Annotated in this window: 19 protein-coding genes; 1 reads left to right on the forward strand and 18 read right to left on the reverse strand. The window is 66.5% G+C overall.

Annotated features, from left to right (window positions below):
• Positions 1-40: 40 nt before the first annotated feature.
• The 17 genes from rnhB to IPG63_19420 all read right to left on the reverse strand — a co-directional run bounded on the left by rnhB (position 41) and on the right by IPG63_19420 (position 15,918).
• On the reverse strand, positions 41-607 hold the full coding sequence (gene rnhB, locus IPG63_19340) for a ribonuclease HII (GenBank protein ID MBK6729311.1): 567 nt from the start codon (positions 605-607) through the stop codon (positions 41-43).
• Positions 604-1,755 (reverse strand): lipid-A-disaccharide synthase, encoded by a 1,152-nt coding sequence (gene lpxB, locus IPG63_19345; protein MBK6729312.1) that lies wholly within the window; start codon positions 1,753-1,755, stop codon positions 604-606. Before lpxB ends, rnhB begins: the two co-directional genes overlap by 4 nt.
• Positions 1,756-1,765: 10 nt before the next feature.
• Positions 1,766-2,536 (reverse strand): acyl-ACP--UDP-N-acetylglucosamine O-acyltransferase, encoded by a 771-nt coding sequence (gene lpxA, locus IPG63_19350; GenBank protein ID MBK6729313.1) that lies wholly within the window; start codon positions 2,534-2,536, stop codon positions 1,766-1,768.
• A complete protein-coding gene (fabZ, locus tag IPG63_19355; GenBank protein ID MBK6729314.1) occupies positions 2,533-3,006 on the reverse strand; it encodes a 3-hydroxyacyl-ACP dehydratase FabZ in 474 nt (157 codons plus the stop codon). The genes lpxA and fabZ overlap by 4 nt, the downstream gene beginning before the upstream one ends.
• Complete coding sequence (lpxD, locus tag IPG63_19360) at positions 2,999-4,018, reverse strand: UDP-3-O-(3-hydroxymyristoyl)glucosamine N-acyltransferase (GenBank protein ID MBK6729315.1); 1,020 nt, start codon at positions 4,016-4,018, stop codon at positions 2,999-3,001. Before lpxD ends, fabZ begins: the two co-directional genes overlap by 8 nt.
• The gene (locus tag IPG63_19365; GenBank protein ID MBK6729316.1) at positions 4,015-4,509 is read right to left on the reverse strand and encodes an OmpH family outer membrane protein; all 495 of its coding nucleotides are present in this window, start codon (positions 4,507-4,509) and stop codon (positions 4,015-4,017) included. The genes lpxD and IPG63_19365 overlap by 4 nt, the downstream gene beginning before the upstream one ends.
• Positions 4,510-4,582: 73 nt before the next feature.
• Complete coding sequence (bamA, locus tag IPG63_19370) at positions 4,583-7,015, reverse strand: outer membrane protein assembly factor BamA (protein MBK6729317.1); 2,433 nt, start codon at positions 7,013-7,015, stop codon at positions 4,583-4,585.
• A gap of 125 nt (positions 7,016-7,140) precedes the next feature.
• Positions 7,141-8,472 carry an RIP metalloprotease RseP gene (gene rseP / locus IPG63_19375; GenBank protein ID MBK6729318.1) on the reverse strand — a complete coding sequence of 444 codons (1,332 nt, stop codon included), beginning with the start codon at positions 8,470-8,472 and terminating at the stop codon, positions 7,141-7,143.
• A complete protein-coding gene (locus IPG63_19380) occupies positions 8,469-9,650 on the reverse strand; it encodes a 1-deoxy-D-xylulose-5-phosphate reductoisomerase (protein MBK6729319.1) in 1,182 nt (393 codons plus the stop codon). Before IPG63_19380 ends, rseP begins: the two co-directional genes overlap by 4 nt.
• Positions 9,647-10,459 carry a phosphatidate cytidylyltransferase gene (locus tag IPG63_19385; GenBank protein MBK6729320.1) on the reverse strand — a complete coding sequence of 271 codons (813 nt, stop codon included), beginning with the start codon at positions 10,457-10,459 and terminating at the stop codon, positions 9,647-9,649. The genes IPG63_19380 and IPG63_19385 overlap by 4 nt, the downstream gene beginning before the upstream one ends.
• Positions 10,460-10,491: 32 nt before the next feature.
• Entirely contained in the window at positions 10,492-11,244 is a 753-nt protein-coding gene (gene uppS / locus IPG63_19390; GenBank protein ID MBK6729321.1) for a di-trans,poly-cis-decaprenylcistransferase, read from the reverse strand.
• Between the two features lie 19 nt (positions 11,245-11,263).
• Positions 11,264-11,821: a ribosome recycling factor gene (gene frr, locus IPG63_19395; GenBank protein MBK6729322.1), complete on the reverse strand. Its 558-nt coding sequence runs from the start codon at positions 11,819-11,821 to the stop codon at positions 11,264-11,266.
• A 53-nt stretch (positions 11,822-11,874) separates the two neighbouring features.
• Positions 11,875-12,405 (reverse strand): GNAT family N-acetyltransferase, encoded by a 531-nt coding sequence (locus IPG63_19400; protein ID MBK6729323.1) that lies wholly within the window; start codon positions 12,403-12,405, stop codon positions 11,875-11,877.
• On the reverse strand, positions 12,402-13,130 hold the full coding sequence (gene pyrH / locus IPG63_19405; protein MBK6729324.1) for a UMP kinase: 729 nt from the start codon (positions 13,128-13,130) through the stop codon (positions 12,402-12,404). Before pyrH ends, IPG63_19400 begins: the two co-directional genes overlap by 4 nt.
• A gap of 85 nt (positions 13,131-13,215) precedes the next feature.
• Positions 13,216-14,091, reverse strand: a complete 876-nt coding sequence (locus IPG63_19410) for an elongation factor Ts (GenBank protein MBK6729325.1) — start codon at positions 14,089-14,091, stop codon at positions 13,216-13,218.
• Between the two features lie 93 nt (positions 14,092-14,184).
• Positions 14,185-15,126: a 30S ribosomal protein S2 gene (gene rpsB, locus IPG63_19415; protein ID MBK6729326.1), complete on the reverse strand. Its 942-nt coding sequence runs from the start codon at positions 15,124-15,126 to the stop codon at positions 14,185-14,187.
• Between the two features lie 249 nt (positions 15,127-15,375).
• Positions 15,376-15,918, reverse strand: coding sequence for a hypothetical protein (locus IPG63_19420; protein MBK6729327.1), 543 nt, complete (start codon positions 15,916-15,918; stop codon positions 15,376-15,378).
• 129 nt (positions 15,919-16,047) lie between these two features.
• On the opposite strand from IPG63_19420, the gene folP reads away from it, so the two are divergent.
• Positions 16,048-16,965 (forward strand): dihydropteroate synthase, encoded by a 918-nt coding sequence (gene folP / locus IPG63_19425; protein ID MBK6729328.1) that lies wholly within the window; start codon positions 16,048-16,050, stop codon positions 16,963-16,965.
• A 92-nt stretch (positions 16,966-17,057) separates the two neighbouring features.
• On the opposite strand, the gene IPG63_19430 is transcribed toward folP, so the two are convergent.
• Positions 17,058-18,287, reverse strand: a complete 1,230-nt coding sequence (locus tag IPG63_19430) for a DUF4785 family protein (GenBank protein MBK6729329.1) — start codon at positions 18,285-18,287, stop codon at positions 17,058-17,060.
• Positions 18,288-18,291: the final 4 nt, after the last annotated feature.

The following is an 18,291-nucleotide window of genomic DNA, read 5'->3' on the forward strand; positions in this document are numbered from 1 at the left end:
CCTTAGCCGTGGCCCAGGCACCGCTCAAGGCTTGACAGCATCAGCCGCAGACGCGCCGCACCGGCGCGAAGCTGCGGCGATGCGCGGGGCAGGGACCAAGGCGTTCCAGCGCAGCGAGGTGGGCGGCGGTCGGGTAGCCCTTGTGCGTGGCGAAACCGTAGCCCGGGTAAGCGGCGTCGAGTTCGACCAGCAAACGGTCGCGATGCACTTTGGCGAGGATCGAGGCGGCGCTGATTTCCGCAATCAGCGCGTCGCCGTCGACGATCGCGCGCGCCGCGCAGGGCAGGTCGCGGGGCAAGTGGTTGCCATCGAGCAGCGCCTCGTCGGGCGAGATCGTGAGGCGGAGCAGGGCTTCGCGCATGCCCTGCAGCGTGGCTTGCAGGATGTTGATGCGGTCGATCGTCGCGGCGTCGACTTCGACGATCTGAAAGGCCAGCGCCCGCGCGCGGATTTCGCACTCGAGCGCCTCGCGCCGACGGTCGCCGATTTGCTTGGAATCCGCGAGTCCCGCGATCGGTCGCGCCGGATCGAGAATCACCGCGGCGACCACGACGGGCCCCGCGAGCGGTCCACGCCCGGCCTCATCGACCCCGGCAATGCGCTTCATCGTTGCTCGATGAGGTCAGCGATGGCTTCGGCAGCCGCTTCCGAACCGCCGCCTGCGAGCAGGGGCAGGAGGGTCGAGAGTTGCGTCTGCATCAGTTCCATGCCGGCCTCGTCGCGGAACAGCGCCAACAGTGCGTTGGTGATCTTCTCGACGGTGCAGTCGTCCTGCAGCAGTTCCGGCACCACGGATTGGTTGAGCAGGATGTTCGGCAGCGACACGTGCTTCGACTTCAGCAGGCCGAACCAGCGCACCAGGCGATAGCTCATCGGGTGGATGCGGTGCGCGACCACCATCGGCGTCTCGGCGAGACCGGCTTCGAGCGCTGCGGTGCCCGAGGCCGTCAGCACCGCGTCCGCGGCCCACAGCACTTCGTGGGCACGTCCCTCGAAGCATTGGATCTGTCCGCGCACGCGCAGCCGCGCGAGGATGGCATCGAAGGCCCTGGCGCATTCGCTGTCGGCCATCGGCGCGATCAGGCGCAGCCCGCTGATCGCATTCGCGCATTGCAGCGCCGCCTGCACGAAGATCTCGCCGAGGCGTTCGATCTCGCCGATGCGGCTGCCCGGCAGGATCGCCAGCACGCGCCCCTTCTGCGCCAGTTCCAGCGCGGCACGGGCTTCGCCCTGGGGCAATCGGTGCTCGAAGCGTTCGGCCAGCGGATGTCCGACGAAACGAGCATCGACCCCGAAGCGCGCATAGATCGGCGGCTCCATCGGGAACAGGCAGAGCACGCGGTCGGCGCAGGCACCGATCTTCTTGGCGCGCCCCGGCCGCCATGCCCAGATCGAGGGACTGACATAGTGCACGGTGCGGAAGCCGGAACGCTTCAACTTGCGTTCTACGCCGAGGTTGAAGTCGGGGGCGTCGATGCCGACGAACACGTCCGGCTGCCAGTCGCGCAGGCGCCGCACCACGACTCGACGCAAGCCAAGCAGGCGCGGCAGGTGACGGAGCACCTCGACCAGACCCATTACCGCGAGTTCGGAGGCATCGTGCCAGGTGTCGCAGCCGGCGCGGCGCATGCGATGCCCGCCGATGCCGGCGAAGCTGGCGCCCGGATAGCGTTGCTTGAGCTGCGCGATGAGTTCGGCGCCGATCTGGTCGCCGGAAGTTTCACCGGCAATCACCGCGATTCGTGGAGTACGCATGCTCGCGCCCTCAGCGGATCAGCGAGCGTTCGGAACGCCCGATGAACTCGGCCAGGATGCGCAGTTCGGCAGTGTCCGCTGCAGCCTTTTCAATCTCGCTGCGCGCCTCGGCGAGTGGCATGCCGGAGAGATACAGGGTGCGATAGGCGCGCTTGATCGCCGCGATCGACTCCGGCGAGAAGCCGCGACGCTTCAGCCCTTCGGCGTTGATGCCGCGAGGCTCGGCATAGCTGCCGGAGACCACGGTGTAGGGCGGCACGTCGCGGTTGATCACGGCGCCCATCGCGGTGAAGGCGTGTGCACCGATCTGGCAGAACTGGTGCACCAGCGAAAAGCCGCCGAGGATCACGAAGTCGTCGACGCGCACGTGCCCGGCCAGCGACGCGGCATTGGCGAAGATGCAGTCGTTGCCGACGATGCAGTCGTGTGCCAGGTGCACGTAGGCCATGATCCAGTTGCGATCGCCGATGCGGGTCACGCCACCGCCATCTGCGGTGCCGCGATTGAGCGTGACGAACTCGCGGACCATGTTGTCGGCGCCGATCTCGAGGCGCGAGTCCTCGCCCCGGTACTTCTTGTCCTGCGGCGCGGCGCCGATCGAACTGAACTGGAAGAACTGATTGCGTGGACCGATGCGCGTCGGACCTTCGATCACGACGTGCGGTCCGATCACGCAATCTTCTGCGATCTCGACATCGGCGCCGATGATCGAGAATGCACCGACCGACACGTTCGCGCCGAGGCGGGCGGTCGCGTCGATGACGGCACTCGGGTGGATCATGCGCCGGCTTCCGGGGCCGCGCACAGGATCTCGGCGCTGGCGACTTCGCGTTCGCCGACCAAGGCGCGGCACTCGTACAGGCCCATGCGCCGGATCAGGCGCTTCTGGCGCACGTCGAGCAGCAACTGGTCGCCGGGGACTACGGTGCGCGAGAAGCGCGCCTTGTCGACGCGGACCAGATAGTAGAGCTGGTTCTTGCTGCGCTCGATGCCGTTCGAGAGCTGCGTCAGGATGCCCGAAGCCTGCGCCATCGCCTCGATCACCAGCACGCCCGGCATCACCGGATGGCCCGGGAAGTGCCCGGTGAAACAGGGTTCGTTGACAGTGACGTTCTTGATCGCGAGCACGCGCTGGTGCGGCACGAACTCGATCACCCGGTCGACCAGCAGGAACGGATAGCGATGCGGCAGCATCGTCATGATCTCGGTGACTTCGATCGGCAGCTTCACGGCGCCGGACAGGTCATTCATCAGTCCCTTCCCCAAGCAGTTTGCGCACGCGTCTTGCGAGCTGGTCGAGCTGGCCGAAACGTGCCGCATTCCTGCGCCACTCGCGTTTTGGCTGGATCGGTGTACCGGAAACGTATTCGCCGGGTTCGCGCAGGTGGTGCGTGACCAGGCTCATCGCGCCCACCGTCACGCGGTCGGCGATCTCCAGGTGGCCGATGATACCGGCACCGCCGGCGATCAGGCAGTGGCGACCGACTCGGGTGCTGCCGGCGATCGCGGTACAGCCGGCAATTGCGGTGTGCGCGCCGATGTGAACGTTGTGGCCGATCTGGATCTGGTTGTCGAGGCGCACGTCTTCTTCGAGCACGGTGTCGCCCAGCGCGCCACGATCGATCGTGGTGTTGGCGCCGACTTCGCAGTCGTCGCCGATCACGACGCCCCCGAGCTGCGGCACCTTGAGCCAGGCCCCTTGGTCGAAGGCGAGCCCGAAGCCGTCGGCGCCGAGCACTGCGCCGGGGTGGACCAGCACCCGCGCCCCGAGACGCACGCGCGTCACCAAGGTCACGCGCGCGACCAGGCGCACGCCGGGGCCGACCACGCAATCCTCTCCGATCACGCATCCGGGACCGATGTCCGCCCCCGCGCCGACCTGGCTGCGCGCCCCGATCACCGTCAGCGGCCCGACCAAGGCGCTGGCATCGACCACCGCGTCGGTGGCCACCACAGCGGTCGCATGGACGCCGACGGCAGCCGAGGCACGCGCCTCGAACAAGGCGGCGATGCGCGCGAAATCGGCGTAGGGGTTGGCGCTGATCAGTACGGTGCCGCGTGCGCCCTGGGCGTCCTTGCGCGCGAGCACCACCGCCGCTGCGGCGGTGTCGGCGAGTTGGTTGCGATAGGCCGGGTTGGCGAGGAAGGCGATCTGCGCGGGCCCGGCGTCGGCCAGCGTCGCGACGCCGCTCACTTGCACCGTGCCATCGCCGCGGAGTTCGAGTGCGAAGCGCTGTGCGATGGCGGCGATCGTGGGCATCAGCGTGCCGGTTCGAGTGCCGCCTCGCGCTTGAGGCGCGCGAGCACGGCGTCGGTGATGTCGATGCGGGCGCTCGCGTACAGCACCGGCGCCTGCACCACCAGGTCGAGTTGGCTCTCGCGCGCATGCTCGATCACGGCGGCTTCCAAGCGCGGCCACTGGCGGTTGAACTCTTCGTCCTGGCGCGCCTTCAGTTCCTCGGCCAGGCGCTTGCGCGTGCGCTCGATCGACTTGCGTAGCGCATCGATTTCGCGCTTCAGCGAATCCGCTGCGGTCTTGGGCAGGATTGCCGAATCGCGACGCTCGCGAGCTTCCAGCTCGACCAGCCGCGCCTGTTCGGTCTGCAGCGTCGCGTCGCGTTGCCGAAACTCGGCTTCCAGCTTGCGCCGCGACTCGATCACCTGCGGCGCGCTGTCGATCAGTCGCTTCATGTCGACATAGCCGATGCGCGCGGCCTGCGCCGCGACCGCCGTCGCGCACGCGAACAGAACCACGCCGGCGAGCATCCTTCCGACGTGGACGATGGACCTGGGCGCTGCGCTGGCGGCCATGGGTCCGCAGCCTGCCTCAGAACTGCTGCCCGAACGAGAACTGGATGCCCTCGGTGCGGTCGCCGTCCTGCTTCTTGATCGGTGTGGCGATGTTGATCACGATCGGTCCGACCGGGGCCTGCCATTTCAGCGACAGACCGGCCGAGGCACGCAATTCATCCGCATCGAACGCGTCGAAATCGCGGAAGACGTTGCCGACGTCGAGGAAGGCCGACAGCTGCGCGGTGTCCGAATCGCCCTTGGTCATCGGCGTCGGGATGATCATCTCCAGCGAGCCGACGGTCTTGAAGGCGCCGCCGAGCGGTTGCCGGTAGGTGGAATTGACGCTCGAAGTCTCGCTCGGACCGAGGGTGTTGTCCTCGAAGCCGCGCACCGAGCGTACGCCACCGGCGTAGAAGTTCTGATAGAACGGCAGCGCATCGGTGTCGCCATAGCCGTCTCCGTAGCCGAGTTCGGCCTTGGCCAGCAGCGCGTAGTCGCCCCACAGCGGGAAGTAGCGGCCGATTTCGTAGCCGATCTTGTAGTACTCGAGGTCCGAACCCGGCAATGCGATCTCGGCACCGATGCGCTGGTAGGTGCCGCGGGTCGGCGCGAAGAACTTGTTGCGCGAGTCGCGCTGCCAGCCGGCCTGCATCGACCAGGTATTGATCGTCCACTGGCGGTAGGGGCCGATGCCGTCATCACAGATCCGGTTGGCATCGGTGTCGGTATCGGGGCCAGCACCGTCGGTGTCGGTGTCGGGACCGTCGCAAACATAGCTGTAGGTGCTGCGCGCGCGGTCGCCGAGTTCGTCGACCAGGTTCTGGATCAGCGAGGCCGGGGTCGAGCCATCGACCGTGGTGATGTCGTTCTTGTCGATGCCGAGCGACAGCGACAGCGTGTCGACTTCGGTCAGCGGCAGCCCGAACAGCACTTCACCGGAGGCGGTGTCCGAGGTGTAGGCGGCAAGATTGGCGTCACCCTGGTCGAGTTCGCGCAGGCTCAAGTTGTAGCCGATGCTGAGGCCGTCATCGGTGAAATAGGGATCGAAGAAGTTGAAGTCGAAGCGCTTGGTGTAGGAATTGTTCTGGATCGTGGTGCCGACGGTATTGCCGCTGCCAAGGAAGTTGCGTTGGGTCAGCGAGACCGAAGTGATGACGCCCTGAACCTCGGAATAGCCGACGCCGAACTGGAAGCTGCCGGCGCTCTGTTCCTCGACCGTGAAGTTGACGTCGACCTGATCCTCGCTGCCCGGCACCTTCGGCGTTTCGACGGTGACTTCCTTGAAGTAGCCGAGGCGCTGCAGGCGGGCCTTGGAGCGGTCGATCGCGACCTGCGAAAACCACGCGCCCTCGAGCTGGCGCATTTCGCGCCGCAGCACTTCGTCCTGGGTGCGCTGGTTGCCGATGAAGTTGATGCGGCGCACGTAGGCGCGCTTGCCCGGGTTGACGAAGAAGGTGACTGCGACTTCGCGCTTCTCGCGATCAACCGTTGGTACCGGGGTCACTTCGGCGAAGGCGTAGCCGATGTTCGAGAGCACGCGGGTCATGCCCTCGGCAGCGCGTTCGAGCTTGCCGCGCGAATACGTGTCACCGGTTTTCGAGGAAACGAAACGGCGCAGAACATCTTCGTTGACCACCAGGTCGCCGGTCAGCTTGATGTCGGTGAGCTTGTAGATCTCGCCTTCGCGGACATTGGCGGTGATGAACAGCTCCTTGCGGTCCGGGGTGATCGAGACCTGGGTCGATTCGACCGCGAAGTCGACGTAGCCGCGGTCCTGGTAGTAGGACGCGAGCTTCTCCATGTCGCCGGAGAGCTTCTCTCGCGAATACTGGTCGTCGCGCTTGTACCAGCTGAGCCAGTTCGAGGAACTGGACTCGAAGTCCTCGATGATGTCCTCGTCGGCGAAGGCATCATTGCCGACGATGTTCAGGTGGCGGATCTTGGCCGCCTTGCCTTCGCTCACGGTGATCTTGATGGCGACGCGGTTGCGGTCGAGATTCTCGACCTCCGGCTTGATGCTGACGTTGTACTTGCCACGGTTGTTGTACTGGCGCACCAGTTCCTGGGTGAGACGGTCAAGTTCGAGACGGTTGAAGGTCTCGCCTTCGGTCAGGCCGATCTCGCGCAGGCCCTTCATCAGGTCTTCGGTCTTGATGTCCTTGTTGCCAGTGATCTCGAGCTTGGAGATGGCCGGTCGCTCGGCCAGCTTGACCACCAGGATGTCGCCCTGGCGGCTCAGTTCGATGTCGTTGAAGAAACCGGTCTTGAACAAGGCGCGCACCGCTTCCGAGGCGCGGGCCTGGTTGATCGCGTCCCCTTTCTCGATCGGCAGGGCGCTGAACACGGTGCCCGCGGGGATGCGCGTCAGTCCTTCCAGGCGAATGTCGGAAACCACGAAGGAATCGAAGGCGGCGGCATTCTGCGCGCACAACGAAGCAACCAGGACCAGCGCAGCAATACGTTTCATCATCACTCCATCAATGGCCGCAGCGACGCTTGCGCGCGGCAGCGGTGCCCGGGTCCTTGGACCCCGGCGGGTTTGGGCGCAGGCCGGCGCACATGCTTGGTGCGCGCCGTGCCGAAAAGCGGACCTCAGCGGAAAAATCCGGAAAGGTCGTTGAAGAAGGCCAGTCCGATCAGTCCGGCCAGCATCACCAGACCGACGTATTGGCCAGCGACCAGCCCGCGATCGCTGACCGGACTGCCTTTGATCAGCTCGATAAGGTAATACAGGATATGACCCCCGTCCAAGATCGGGATCGGCAGCAGGTTCAGGATCGCCAGGCCCAGCGAAACCGCGCCGAGGAATCCGAGGAACCACGGCAGCCCCTCGCTGGCGCTGAGATTCGCGACCTGGGCGATGGTGATAGGGCCGGACAGGTGTTTGGTCGATAGCGCGCCGAGCACCATGTCTTTCAGGAATTGCAGCGACTTGGTGGACACATCCCAGGCCTCACGGATGGCTTCCGGAACCGCGGCCAGCGGTCCGTGGATGCGGATGTGGTCGTAGCGGTCGCCCGGGCCGACGCCGAGACGGTAGACGGTCTTGCCGGCTTCCAGCTCGGCGCGTGGCTTGGCGAGCAACGTCAACTCATCGTGGTCGCGTTCGACCAGCAGCGCGACTTCACCGTCGCCAGCGTGGCGCTGCAAGGCCGCGCGCAGGCCCTCAAAATCCGCGATCGACTCGCCATCGACGCGCAGCACCAGATCGCCGGGTTGCAATCCAGCAGCTGCACCAGCTCCTTCAGCAACGATCTGGCCGACCAATGCCGATTGCACGCGATGCAGGCCGATCCGTTCCCACAGTACCTCGTCGGCGACGTCGTGGCCGATTGCGCTGAGGCGCAGCGTATGCGCGCTTTCGTCGCCTTCGGCATCGCGCGTGCTCAGTTTCGCGTCGCGGCGATAGAGTGCAGCTTCGAACACGGCGCGTCCCACTGCTGACCATGCGTCCACCGCCTCGCCGTCGATGGCGGTGACCCGCATGCCCGATTTCAGACCAGCTTCCGCCGCCATGCCGGTGGTCGTGCCCAGGACCGGCTGGTAGTCGGGCTTGCCGACCATGAACATGATCCAGAACACCAGCAGCGCCAGCAGCACATTGGCGGCCGGGCCGGCTGCGGCGACGGCGATCTTCTGCCAGATCGGTTTGCGGTTGAGCGCTGCGCCCATTTGTTCCGGTGGCACTTCCTCGGCGCGTTCGTCGAGCATCGAGACGTAGCCTCCGAGCGGAATCGCGGCGAGCACGTATTCGGTGCCGTCGCGGCCGAAGCGCGACCACAGCGGTTTGCCGAAGCCAATCGAGAATCGGTGCACCTTCACGCCGCAGCGACGCGCCACCCAGAAATGGCCAAACTCGTGAAAGGTCACCAGCAGGCCGATGGTGACGACGTACCAGAACAGCGAACCGACGACTTCAATCATGCCTTCCAATCCTGCAGCAGGCCGACGGCAGCGGCACGCGCGGCGCGATCGACTTCGATGATGTGTGCGAGTGTATCGGCGGCTTCGTTAACAGAATGCTGAAGGCCGTGGTCGATCACGCGCTCGATGTCGAGAAAGCCGATGCGGCCGGCAAGGAACCCGGCGACGGCGACTTCGTTGGCCGCGTTCAGCACGATCGGTGCGCTGCCGCCGGCGCGCAACGCCGCGTGGGCATGGCCGAGGCAGGGAAAGGCGATCGGGTCGGGTAGTTCGAAGTCGAGTTGGGCGATCGCCGCCAGATCGAGTCGGGAGACGCCGGCGCCGATGCGCTGCGGCCAGGCCAATGCGTGCGCGATCGGCGTGCGCATGTCCGGTGACCCGAGCTGCGCCAGTTGCGAGCCGTCGGCGTATTCGACCAGCGAATGCACGACGCTCTGCGCATGCACCAGCACCTCGATCTTCTCCGGGTCGATGCCGAACAGACGCTGGGCTTCGATCACTTCGAGGCCCTTGTTCATCAGCGTTGCCGAGTCGACCGAGATCTTGCGGCCCATCTTCCAGCGCGGGTGGGCGCAGGCCTGGGCCACGGATACATCGCGCAGTTGCTTCCGCGTCCAACCTCGGAACGGGCCGCCGGAAGCGGTCAGGATCAGTCGCGTGATGCCGAGCGCCACCGGGTCGCGCGCATAGCCGCGCGGCAGGCATTGGAAGATGGCGTTGTGTTCGCTGTCGAGCGGAATGATGGTCGCGCCGTGGGCGCTGGCGGTGCGCACCAGCAGTTCGCCCGACATCACCACCGCTTCCTTGTTCGCGAGCAGCAGGCGTTTGCCCGCGGCAGCGGCTGCGAGCGTCGAAGCCAGACCGGCGGCCCCGACGATGGCGGCGACCACAGTGTCGAAGCGCACGTCGGCGGCAATCGCGTCGAGCGCGTCGGCGCCCGCCATCGGCTGGGTAGAAAGCCCGCGTTCGCGCAGCGACTGGGCGAGTGCATCGAGCAGCGTCGGGTCGGCGATCACTGCCACCTCGGGCCGGAATCGTGCACACAACTCCACCAGCGCGGGCACGTCGCGGTGGGCGCTCAGCGCCGCGGCGCGGAAGTGCTGCGGATGACGGGCGATGACATCGAGCGTGCTGGCGCCGATCGAGCCGGTCGCACCGAGGATGGCGACGTACTTCATAGCCCGAGGACTTGGCGCCCGGCGACGAAGATCGGCAGTGCCGCGAACAGCGAATCGAAGCGGTCGAGCGCGCCGCCATGGCCGGGAAACAGCGTGCCCGAGTCTTTCGCATGCGAATGGCGCTTGATCAGGCTCTCGAGCAGATCGCCGATGATCGAGAAGACTACGGTGACGATGCACAGTGCGACGAACACGAGCAGGTTCGATGCCGGTACCTCCAGGGCGAAATGGCCGAAGGCGAGGGCGAACAACGCGCAGCCGGCGAGGGCGCCGTAGACGCCAGCGGTGGTCTTGCCCGGACTGATGCTGGGCGCCAGCTTGGTGGTGCCGAAGCGGCGCCCGGCGAAGTAGGCGCAGGAGTCTGCGCACCAGACCAGCAACAGCACGAACAGCAGCCACAGCGGCCCGCCGGCGCGCTCGTCGAGCAGAATCGCCGCGCACCACGCCGGCACTATGGCCAGTGCGCAGGCCATGGTCTTGATTGCGAGTGAGCGCTTCCGCGCCTGTTCGCCGAAGTGGTAATGACGCAGCCACCACGGCGCGAGCAACCAGAATGCGACGCCGCACCAGACCGTCTGCATGCGCGCCAGGTCGCTCGCAAACCAGACGCTGACGCCGAGCGCGATGTGGGCCGCGAGCAACAACGCGCGTGCGAACGGCGACTGCCAGCCCGCCAGTTGGCTCCACTCCCAGACGCCGATCAGGAACAACAAGCCGAGCGCGGATGCGAACCACACTGGTGGCAGCATCAGCACTCCGGCGATCGCCGCTGGCGCCAGCACCACCGCGGTCAGCGCGCGCTCGCGCAGACCGCCGACGGGCTTCGGTGCGGCCGGGGCGTTCAAGCGCGCGGTCCCGCTGCGGCGCCGGTGCCACCGAAGCGACGCTCGCGGCGCGCGTAGTCGGCCAGTGCGGCGTCGAGGGTGCTGGCGTCGAAGTCGGGCCACAGTACATCGCTGAACCAGAGTTCGGCGTAGGCCAGTTGCCACAACAGTAAATTGCTGATGCGGGTTTCGCCGCCGGTGCGGATGAACAGATCCAGCGGTGGCAGGTCGGCGAGGCAGGTGTAGGCATCGAATACCGACTCGTCGACGCGGTCGATGGCCAGCTCGCCATTCGCGACATCACGGGCGATGCTGCGCGCCGCCTGTACGATATCCCAGCGACCGCCGTAGTTGGCGGCGATGTTCAGATGCAGCCGCGTCGTCGCCGGGGTTCGAGCTTCGCAGCGATCCATGCGCTCGCGGATGGGTGCGGCAAACGCCGCTCGCTCGCCGATGAAGCGCAGACGGACGCCGTTGGCGACCAGTTCGTCGACCTCGCGGTCCATCGCTTTCATGAACAGCTCCATCAGCGTGCCGACTTCGTCTTCGGGCCGCTTCCAGTTCTCGCTCGAAAATGCGAACAGGGTCAGCGTCGGGACATGGCGACGGATGCAGGCCTCGACGCTGGCGCGCACGGCCTTGACGCCTTCGTGGTGGCCGAAACTGCGCGGGCGATGCCGGGCTGCGGCCCAGCGGCCGTTGCCATCCATGACGATGGCGACATGCCGGGGCAGGCGCTGGACGCTGATCGCCGGGTCGATGATGCTCATGCGGCGCGACTGCGGCCGCTTACAGCGACATCAGTTCCTGTTCCTTGACCTTGCAGACGTGGTCCACCTCGGCGACATGCTTGTCGGTGAGCTTCTGCACGTCCTGCTCGGCCTTGCGCTCCTCGTCCTCGCTGATCTGCTTGTCCTTGAGCAATTCCTTGACCTCGTGCATGGCGTCGCGGCGCGCGCCGCGGATCGCGACCTTGCAGTTCTCGCCTTCGTGGGAGACGTGCTTGGCCAGTTCCTTGCGTCGCTGCTCGGTGAGCGGCGGCAGGTTGATGCGGATCACGGTGCCGGCGGTGTTCGGGGTCAGGCCGAGGTCGGAGGTCATGATCGCCTTTTCGATCGGCGCCACCATCTGCTTCTCCCATGGGGTGATGGTGAGCGAGCGCGAGTCGACCACGGCCACTGCGGCACACTGATTCAGCGGCATGTCCGAACCGTAGTAGTTCACCTTCAGATGTTCGACCAGTGCGGTGCTGGCGCGCCCGGTGCGCAGCTTGGCGAGGTCGCCGCGCAGCGACTCGATCAGCTTCTTCATGCGGCTTTCGGCTTCGGTCTTGATGGTCGCGATCATGGCCAGGCTTCGAATCGTGGGAACGGCGCTGAGTATAGCCGCGCACCGCGCCTTCAGGGCGGCGCGTCCGCCAGCCGCAAGCCCAGCGCCAGATCGTCTTCGGTCTGGTCGACGAAGGTATAGGGCACGCGCCCGATTTCGGTGAAGCCGTAGCTGGAATAAAAGCGCAGCGCGCGCGCATTGCCGGCGTAGACGCAGAGCCAGAGCAGGTCGGCCCGGTCGGTGATGGCCGTGGCACGCACGGCATCGAGCAGGCGCCGCCCGAGACCGCGGCCATGGGCGCGTGCGGCGACGTACAGGCGCTTGACCTCCACCGCATGGCGCGCCGGCAGCGGTGCCGGCGCGCGCTGCCACTGCACGAATCCGACCAGCTGCCCGGCATCCTCGGCCAGCAGCAAGGACTGCGCAGGATCGGTCAGCCATGCGTGCACGGCGGCATCCGCGAGTACGGTCTGGCAGTGGGTCTGGATGCGGGCCGCGTCGTGGCTTGGCGCGTAGGTTTCGGCAAAGCTGGCGCGCGCGAACGCGGCCAGCGCCGACGCGTCGGCGGGCCGCGCGGGGCGCAGGCGGACGGCGTCGCTCATCCGCCGCGCGTGACCAGGGTGCCGATTGGTTCGCCGCGCACGATGCGCATCAGGTTGCCCGGTCGCTTCATGTCGTAAATGCGCAGCGGCATGCCGTGGTCGCGGCACAGCGCGATGGCGGCGGTGTCCATGACGCCGAGGTTGCGCGTGATCACGTCCTCGTAGCTCAGCGTGTCAAAGCGGGTCGCGGCGGCGTCCTTGTTCGGATCGGCGCTGTAGACGCCGTCGACCTTGGTGCCCTTGAGCAGCAGTTCGGCGCCGACCTCGACTGCGCGCAGGGCGGCGGCCGAGTCGGTAGTGAAGAACGGGTTGCCGGTGCCGGCCGCGAACAGGGCGACACGGCTCTTTTCGAGATGGCGGATGGCGCGACGACGAATGTAGTCCTCGCACACTTCGTTGATCTTGATCGCGCTCATCACCCGCGCCACGACGCCGCGCTTCTCGATCGCATCCTGCATTGCCAGCGCGTTCATTACCGTGGCCAGCATGCCCATGTGGTCGCCGGTGACCCGGTCCATGCCGGTGGCGGCGAGGCCGGCGCCGCGGAAGATGTTGCCGCCGCCGATCACCACGCCGACCTGGACGCCAGCGCGGACGACTTCGATGATTTCGTCGGCGAGCCGACCAAGCACCTTCGGGTCGATGCCATAGGGTTCCTCGCCAAGCAGTGCTTCACCGCTGAGCTTGAGCAGGATGCGGGAATAGCGGATCGGCGCGTCAGTCATGGTCGGTTCCTTGAATCATGCGGTGGCGGGATCAAGCGCGGTGCGCGCGGGCAAAAAAAAGGGGAGCGTCGCCGCTCCCCCCGGTTCAGGCCAGACCGGCCTGTTTCATCACTTCGGCGGCGTAGTCCTCGACCACCTTCTCGATGCCTTCGCCGACCGCGATGCGGTGGTAGGCGACGACGTCGGCCTTGGCAGCCTTGAGTGCCGCTTCGACCGTCATGTTGGTGTCGACGACATAGGGCTGGCCATACAGCGTGTTGTCATTGAGGATCTTGGCAACCTTGCCGCCAATGATCTTCTCCAGGATCTCGGCCGGCTTGGCTTTGTCCTTGTCCGACATCTTCGCCAGTTCGATTTCCTTTTCCTTGGCGACGAAGTCGGCCGGGACGTCGCTCGACTTGTTGTAGGGCGGATTCATCGCGGCCACGTGCATGGCCACGCCGCGCGCCAGTTCGACGTTGCCACCCTTCAAGTCAACCAGCACGCCGATGCGGCCACCATGCACGTAGGCGCCGATGTTGCCGTCCGAGGCCAACGCGACCATGCGTCGCAGCTGGATGTTCTCGCCCAGCTTCAGCACCAGCGCCGAGCGCAGTTCTTCGATGCTGCCGCCTTCCGCCGCGACGCCCTTGAGCGTCTCGACATCGCTGGCGCCGGAGGCAAGCGCGGCTTGCGCCACCAGTTCGCAAAAACGCACGAAGTTCTCGTCCTTGGCGACGAAGTCGGTTTCGGAATTGATCTCGACCATGACCGCGCGGCCGGCACCGGCGGCCATCGAGATGCGACCTTCGGCGGCGATGCGCCCGGCTTTCTTGTCGGCCTTGGCCAGACCCTGCTTGCGCAGCCATTCCATCGCCGAATCGATGCTGCCGCCGTTTTCGGTCAGCGCCTTCTTGCACTCCATCATGCCGACGCCGGAACGCTCGCGCAGTTCCTTGACCATGCTTGCGGTGATTTCCATGACTACCTCTCGATGCTCAAAAAAAGCGCGGCGGGAGCTCCGCCGCGCAGGATCCATTGCGCTGCCGTGGCCGCAGCCACGGCATTGCCTGCCTTACTCGGCGCTCGGTGTCGCCGCCGGCTTCGGGCCGCGCGAGGGCGCGCGCTTGGCGCCCGGACCACCCGGGCCCGGCTTGCCACCGGGGCCACCCGGACCGCGACGGTTCGGGCCGCCCGGCTTGCGATCACGGTCGTTGCGGTCATTGCGACCACCGCGGTCATCGCGGCGGCGCGGTGCGTCTTCCTTGGCGACCGGGTTGCCAGCCGCATCGAGTTCGACGAACTCGTCCTTGGCATTGGCCGGAATCGCCGGAGCAGCCGCCTTGCCTTCGAGCACGGCGTCGGCAGCGGCGGCGGCGTACAGTTGCACCGCGCGGATCGCGTCGTCGTTGCCGGGAATGATGTAGTCCGCGAGCGACGGGTCGTAGTTGGTATCGACCACGGCGATGACCGGAATGCCGAGCGTGCGCGCTTCCTTGATCGCAATTTCCTCATGGCCGACATCGATCACGAACAATGCGTCCGGCAGCGCGTTCATGTTCTTGATGCCGCCGAGCGAACGCTCCAGCTTCTCCTGCTCGCGCTTGAGCGAAAGCACCTCGTGCTTGACGCGCTTCTCGAAGCTGCCGTCGGTGTGCATTGCCTCGATTTCCTTCAGGCGCGCAACCGACTGGCGCACCGTGCGGAAATTGGTGAGCATGCCGCCGAGCCAGCGGTGCGTCACGAACGGCATGCCGCAGCGCGCCGCTTCGGACTTCACCGCTTCGCGCGCCGAGCGCTTGGTGCCGACGAACATCACGCTGCCGCGCTTCTGGGCCATGCCGGACAGGAAGTTCATCGCGTCCGTGAACAGCGGCATGGTTTTTTCGAGATTGATGATGTGGATCTTCCCGCGCGCGCCGAAAATGTAGGGCGCCATCTTGGGATTCCAGTAACGGGTCTGGTGGCCGAAATGCACGCCGGCTTCGAGCATCTGGCGCATGGTGACTTGAGGCATGGTGAACTCCTTTGCTTGAAACACAACCGTCTCCACTGGGAGACCTGCGTATCGTGTTTCGGGGTTTGGACCTCCACGTTTCCGCCAGGACCGACCCTGTGTCGCGAGCGACCAAGGCACCCCAGTCCGGGTGACGAAACGTGTGTGGATTCGGCGGGATTGCCGTGTGCCGTCGGATCGATCCGACAAAGCCGCGGGATTCTAGCCGCGCCGCAGGGCTCGCCGCAAGCCGAAGCCTCGATTGCCCGATCAGTGCTCGCTCGGGCCGGCACCGGTGGGCGGGGCAATCGCGACCGGGTCCAGGCAGTGAATGTGTTCGAAGTGCGCGTCGGTGACTGCCAGTTGCCGGGTTTCCGGTTGACCCGAGGCCATCGAGGAACCGCTGAGCGCGAGCGCGAAGCGGCCAGAGACGAGCCAGCCATCGGCGACCCGGGTCAGCCCGGTGATCTCGGCACTGCCCTCGCGCACGCCGCTGAAGCTGGCATCGCCGAGATTGGCGAGCACGTAGGTGATGTCGCGTGGGCCGGGTTGGTCGTCGCCCCGAGCCAGACCGAGATGCAGGGCATCGTCGTGCTCGCTGCGGGCGAAGCTGAACATGAACTGCGCCCGCTCGTCGAGATTGAAGTGGTTGAGCATGCAGACGTCGCGGGTTTGCGCCCGATAGGGCTGGTCGTCGACGCGGGCGCTGAACGACGGTTCGCCAACGCTCAGCGTGGAGGCCGCGGTTTGCGGTTTGCAGGCGCCGATCAGGGTCAACGCTGCGAGCATCAGGGCATTGCGCAATGCGGACATGGCGGAGGTTACGCAAACGGGGGACTGCCGGAGCCTAGCATTGCAGGGTTCGCTGTCGCCTGTCGCTGTCGCCTTGCCCCGGTGACGGACACGCGGCATGGTGTCGGCCTCACGACTGCGGACCACCACATGACTCTCGACGCACTCTTCGGCGGCAGCAGCTTGCCCGGGCTGCAGATCGGCCGCCACACGCTGCAGCTCGATCGCGCCCGCATCATGGCGGTGCTGAACGTGACCCCGGATTCGTTCTCCGACGGCGGTCGCTTCATCGGCCTGGACGCCGCGCTGACGCAGGCGCAGCGACTGGTCGAAGAGGGCGCCGATCTGCTCGACATCGGTGGTGAGTCGACCCGCCCGGGTGCAGTCGAGGTCTCGGTCGACGCGGAAATTGCGCGCGTAGTTCCGGTCATCGAGGCGATCGCGAGCCGCTTCGATCTTCCGATTTCGATCGACACCTCGAAACCCGAGGTGATGCGTGCCGCCGTCGCGGCCGGCGCCGGCCTGATCAACGACGTGAACGCGCTGCGCGCCGAGGGGGCACTGGAAGCCGCCGCTGCGCTCAAGGTTTCAGTCTGCCTGATGCACATGCAGGGCGAGCCGCGCACGATGCAGGATGCGCCGCACTACGACGACGTGGTCGGCGAGGTGAAGCGATTCCTCGCCGATCGCGTGCTGTCTTGCCAGATGGCGGGCATCGACAAGAAGCGCATCGTGATCGACCCCGGCTTCGGTTTCGGCAAGTCGCTGGAGCACAATCTGGCGCTGCTGGCGCAGCTCGGTCAATTCGCGAGCATCGAGGCGCCGCTGTTGGTGGGGCTGTCGCGCAAGCGCTTGATCGGCGCCATCACCGGGCGCGAGATGGACCAGCGCGCCGCCGGCTCCGCGGCCGCGGCACTGCTCGCGGTCGAGCGCGGCGCGTGCATCGTGCGCGTGCACGACGTCGCCGCCACCCGCGATGCGCTGGCGATGTACCAGGCCTTGCGGCCATTCGAGAAGGCGCCGAAACGCGCTACCGGCAAGCCGAAAACGCCCTGGGATGACGACTGATCCGGAACGAAAAAGCCGGGCAACGCCCCGCTCACGTGGCTTTGGTAGGGTGCGCTAGCCGCGCAGCGGCGTAGCGCACCGAAACCGATCGGTTACCGATCCACCCGCACCCCAGTCCGACGCAGTTCGACCGTGCTCAGGTCGGCCTGGTCGACCAGCGTCAAGTCGCGGATCTGGAACGGACCGGTCACCCCGGCCTTGGCCATGGTCGCCGCATCGAACACCAGTTGCAGATCTCCGGCACCTGGCTTCAGCACCGCCGCACTGCTCGCCTGCGCGGCGGGGCGCAGCTTGCCGGCGTCCATGCCGTAGAGCGTGCCGCGGACCTCGAAGCGGCTCTCGGCACCGACGCGCAGCGGAAAGCTCATCGCCAGTGATCCGTCGTCGCTGCGCACGGCCTTGGCACCACCCGCGAACTGCGCGCGCGGCACGCTGGAGGCGAATGCGGTCGTGGCGTCGCGCTGCACGCTTGCGCCCTTGGCCGAGGCGAAGGCATGCACTTCCCACAGGCCCGGGCCGGCGCCGGCGAGCGCATCGTGGGCGACTTCGGCGACATAGCGACCGTCGCTGCCGCGCTTGAAGGCGAGGTCGAACGAAGCACCGTTCGGAGCCGTCACCATGCCGTCGATCGAATCGACTGCCTCGTTGGCATTGAGGCTGGCAAACACCTTGTAGGTCTGTCCGTGGCTGGCGACGATACGGTCCATGCTGAGGCGCAGCATTTCGCTGCTGTCCGGCTCGAACACATGCACCAGGTAATCCTGCGCCGCCTTCGGCAGCGACAGCGAAATCGTACCCGGGGCGATGTCGCTCTTGAGCTGGAATGCCAGCGTGCCGTCCGGGAAGTCGGTGCCGGCCATCTTCAGTTCGGCGTCGTCGGCGGCATTGGCCATCGCGGCGCGGCCCTGGATCGCTTTGCCGGCTGCGGTAATGACGATGTCGTCGGTGCTGAGCGGGTGCGCGGCCTTGGCATCGGCGCCGACCGGCGACAGACGGATCAGTGCGCCGCGGGAAGTCGTGTGCAGGGTCGTGCCCTTGGCCAGTTCGGCGCCGGGCACGCGCGTCCAGTATTCCTTGCTCTCGCGCACGAAGGGTTGCTGCGGCGCGATTTTCTGGTCGGCCGGAAGCACCCAGCTGAAGTGCACCGGCTGCGTCTCCATCTGCGCGCCCGGGAGCGGCGCGGCCTTGGCGGTGACCAGCGTGGTCGCGATGATGTCACCCGCATCGGGTTGGATGGTGAGGTCGGTTTCCATGCGCGCGGCCGCGGCGGTACCGCTGAGCGCGAAGGCGAGGGCAATCGAGAGAATGGTCTTGGTGTTCATGGGC

It is taken from the genome of Lysobacterales bacterium, from assembly GCA_016703225.1.
In the GTDB taxonomy this organism is placed as follows: Bacteria; Pseudomonadota; Gammaproteobacteria; order Xanthomonadales; family Ahniellaceae; genus JADKHK01.

Coding starts and splice junctions, on each gene's coding strand:
- rnhB (MBK6729311.1), bottom strand. CDS start 607: ATGAAGCGCATTGCCGGGGTCGATGAGGCCGGGCGTGGACCGCTCGCG.
- lpxB (MBK6729312.1), bottom strand. CDS start 1,755: ATGCGTACTCCACGAATCGCGGTGATTGCCGGTGAAACTTCCGGCGAC.
- lpxA (MBK6729313.1), bottom strand. CDS start 2,536: ATGATCCACCCGAGTGCCGTCATCGACGCGACCGCCCGCCTCGGCGCG.
- fabZ (MBK6729314.1), bottom strand. CDS start 3,006: ATGAATGACCTGTCCGGCGCCGTGAAGCTGCCGATCGAAGTCACCGAG.
- bamA (MBK6729317.1), bottom strand. CDS start 7,015: ATGAAACGTATTGCTGCGCTGGTCCTGGTTGCTTCGTTGTGCGCGCAG.
- rseP (MBK6729318.1), bottom strand. CDS start 8,472: ATGATTGAAGTCGTCGGTTCGCTGTTCTGGTACGTCGTCACCATCGGC.
- IPG63_19380 (MBK6729319.1), bottom strand. CDS start 9,650: ATGAAGTACGTCGCCATCCTCGGTGCGACCGGCTCGATCGGCGCCAGC.
- uppS (MBK6729321.1), bottom strand. CDS start 11,244: ATGAGCATCATCGACCCGGCGATCAGCGTCCAGCGCCTGCCCCGGCAT.
- frr (MBK6729322.1), bottom strand. CDS start 11,821: ATGATCGCGACCATCAAGACCGAAGCCGAAAGCCGCATGAAGAAGCTG.
- IPG63_19400 (MBK6729323.1), bottom strand. CDS start 12,405: ATGAGCGACGCCGTCCGCCTGCGCCCCGCGCGGCCCGCCGACGCGTCG.
- pyrH (MBK6729324.1), bottom strand. CDS start 13,130: ATGACTGACGCGCCGATCCGCTATTCCCGCATCCTGCTCAAGCTCAGC.
- IPG63_19410 (MBK6729325.1), bottom strand. CDS start 14,091: ATGGAAATCACCGCAAGCATGGTCAAGGAACTGCGCGAGCGTTCCGGC.
- rpsB (MBK6729326.1), bottom strand. CDS start 15,126: ATGCCTCAAGTCACCATGCGCCAGATGCTCGAAGCCGGCGTGCATTTC.
- IPG63_19420 (MBK6729327.1), bottom strand. CDS start 15,918: ATGTCCGCATTGCGCAATGCCCTGATGCTCGCAGCGTTGACCCTGATC.
- folP (MBK6729328.1), top strand. CDS start 16,048: ATGACTCTCGACGCACTCTTCGGCGGCAGCAGCTTGCCCGGGCTGCAG.
- IPG63_19430 (MBK6729329.1), bottom strand. CDS start 18,287: ATGAACACCAAGACCATTCTCTCGATTGCCCTCGCCTTCGCGCTCAGC.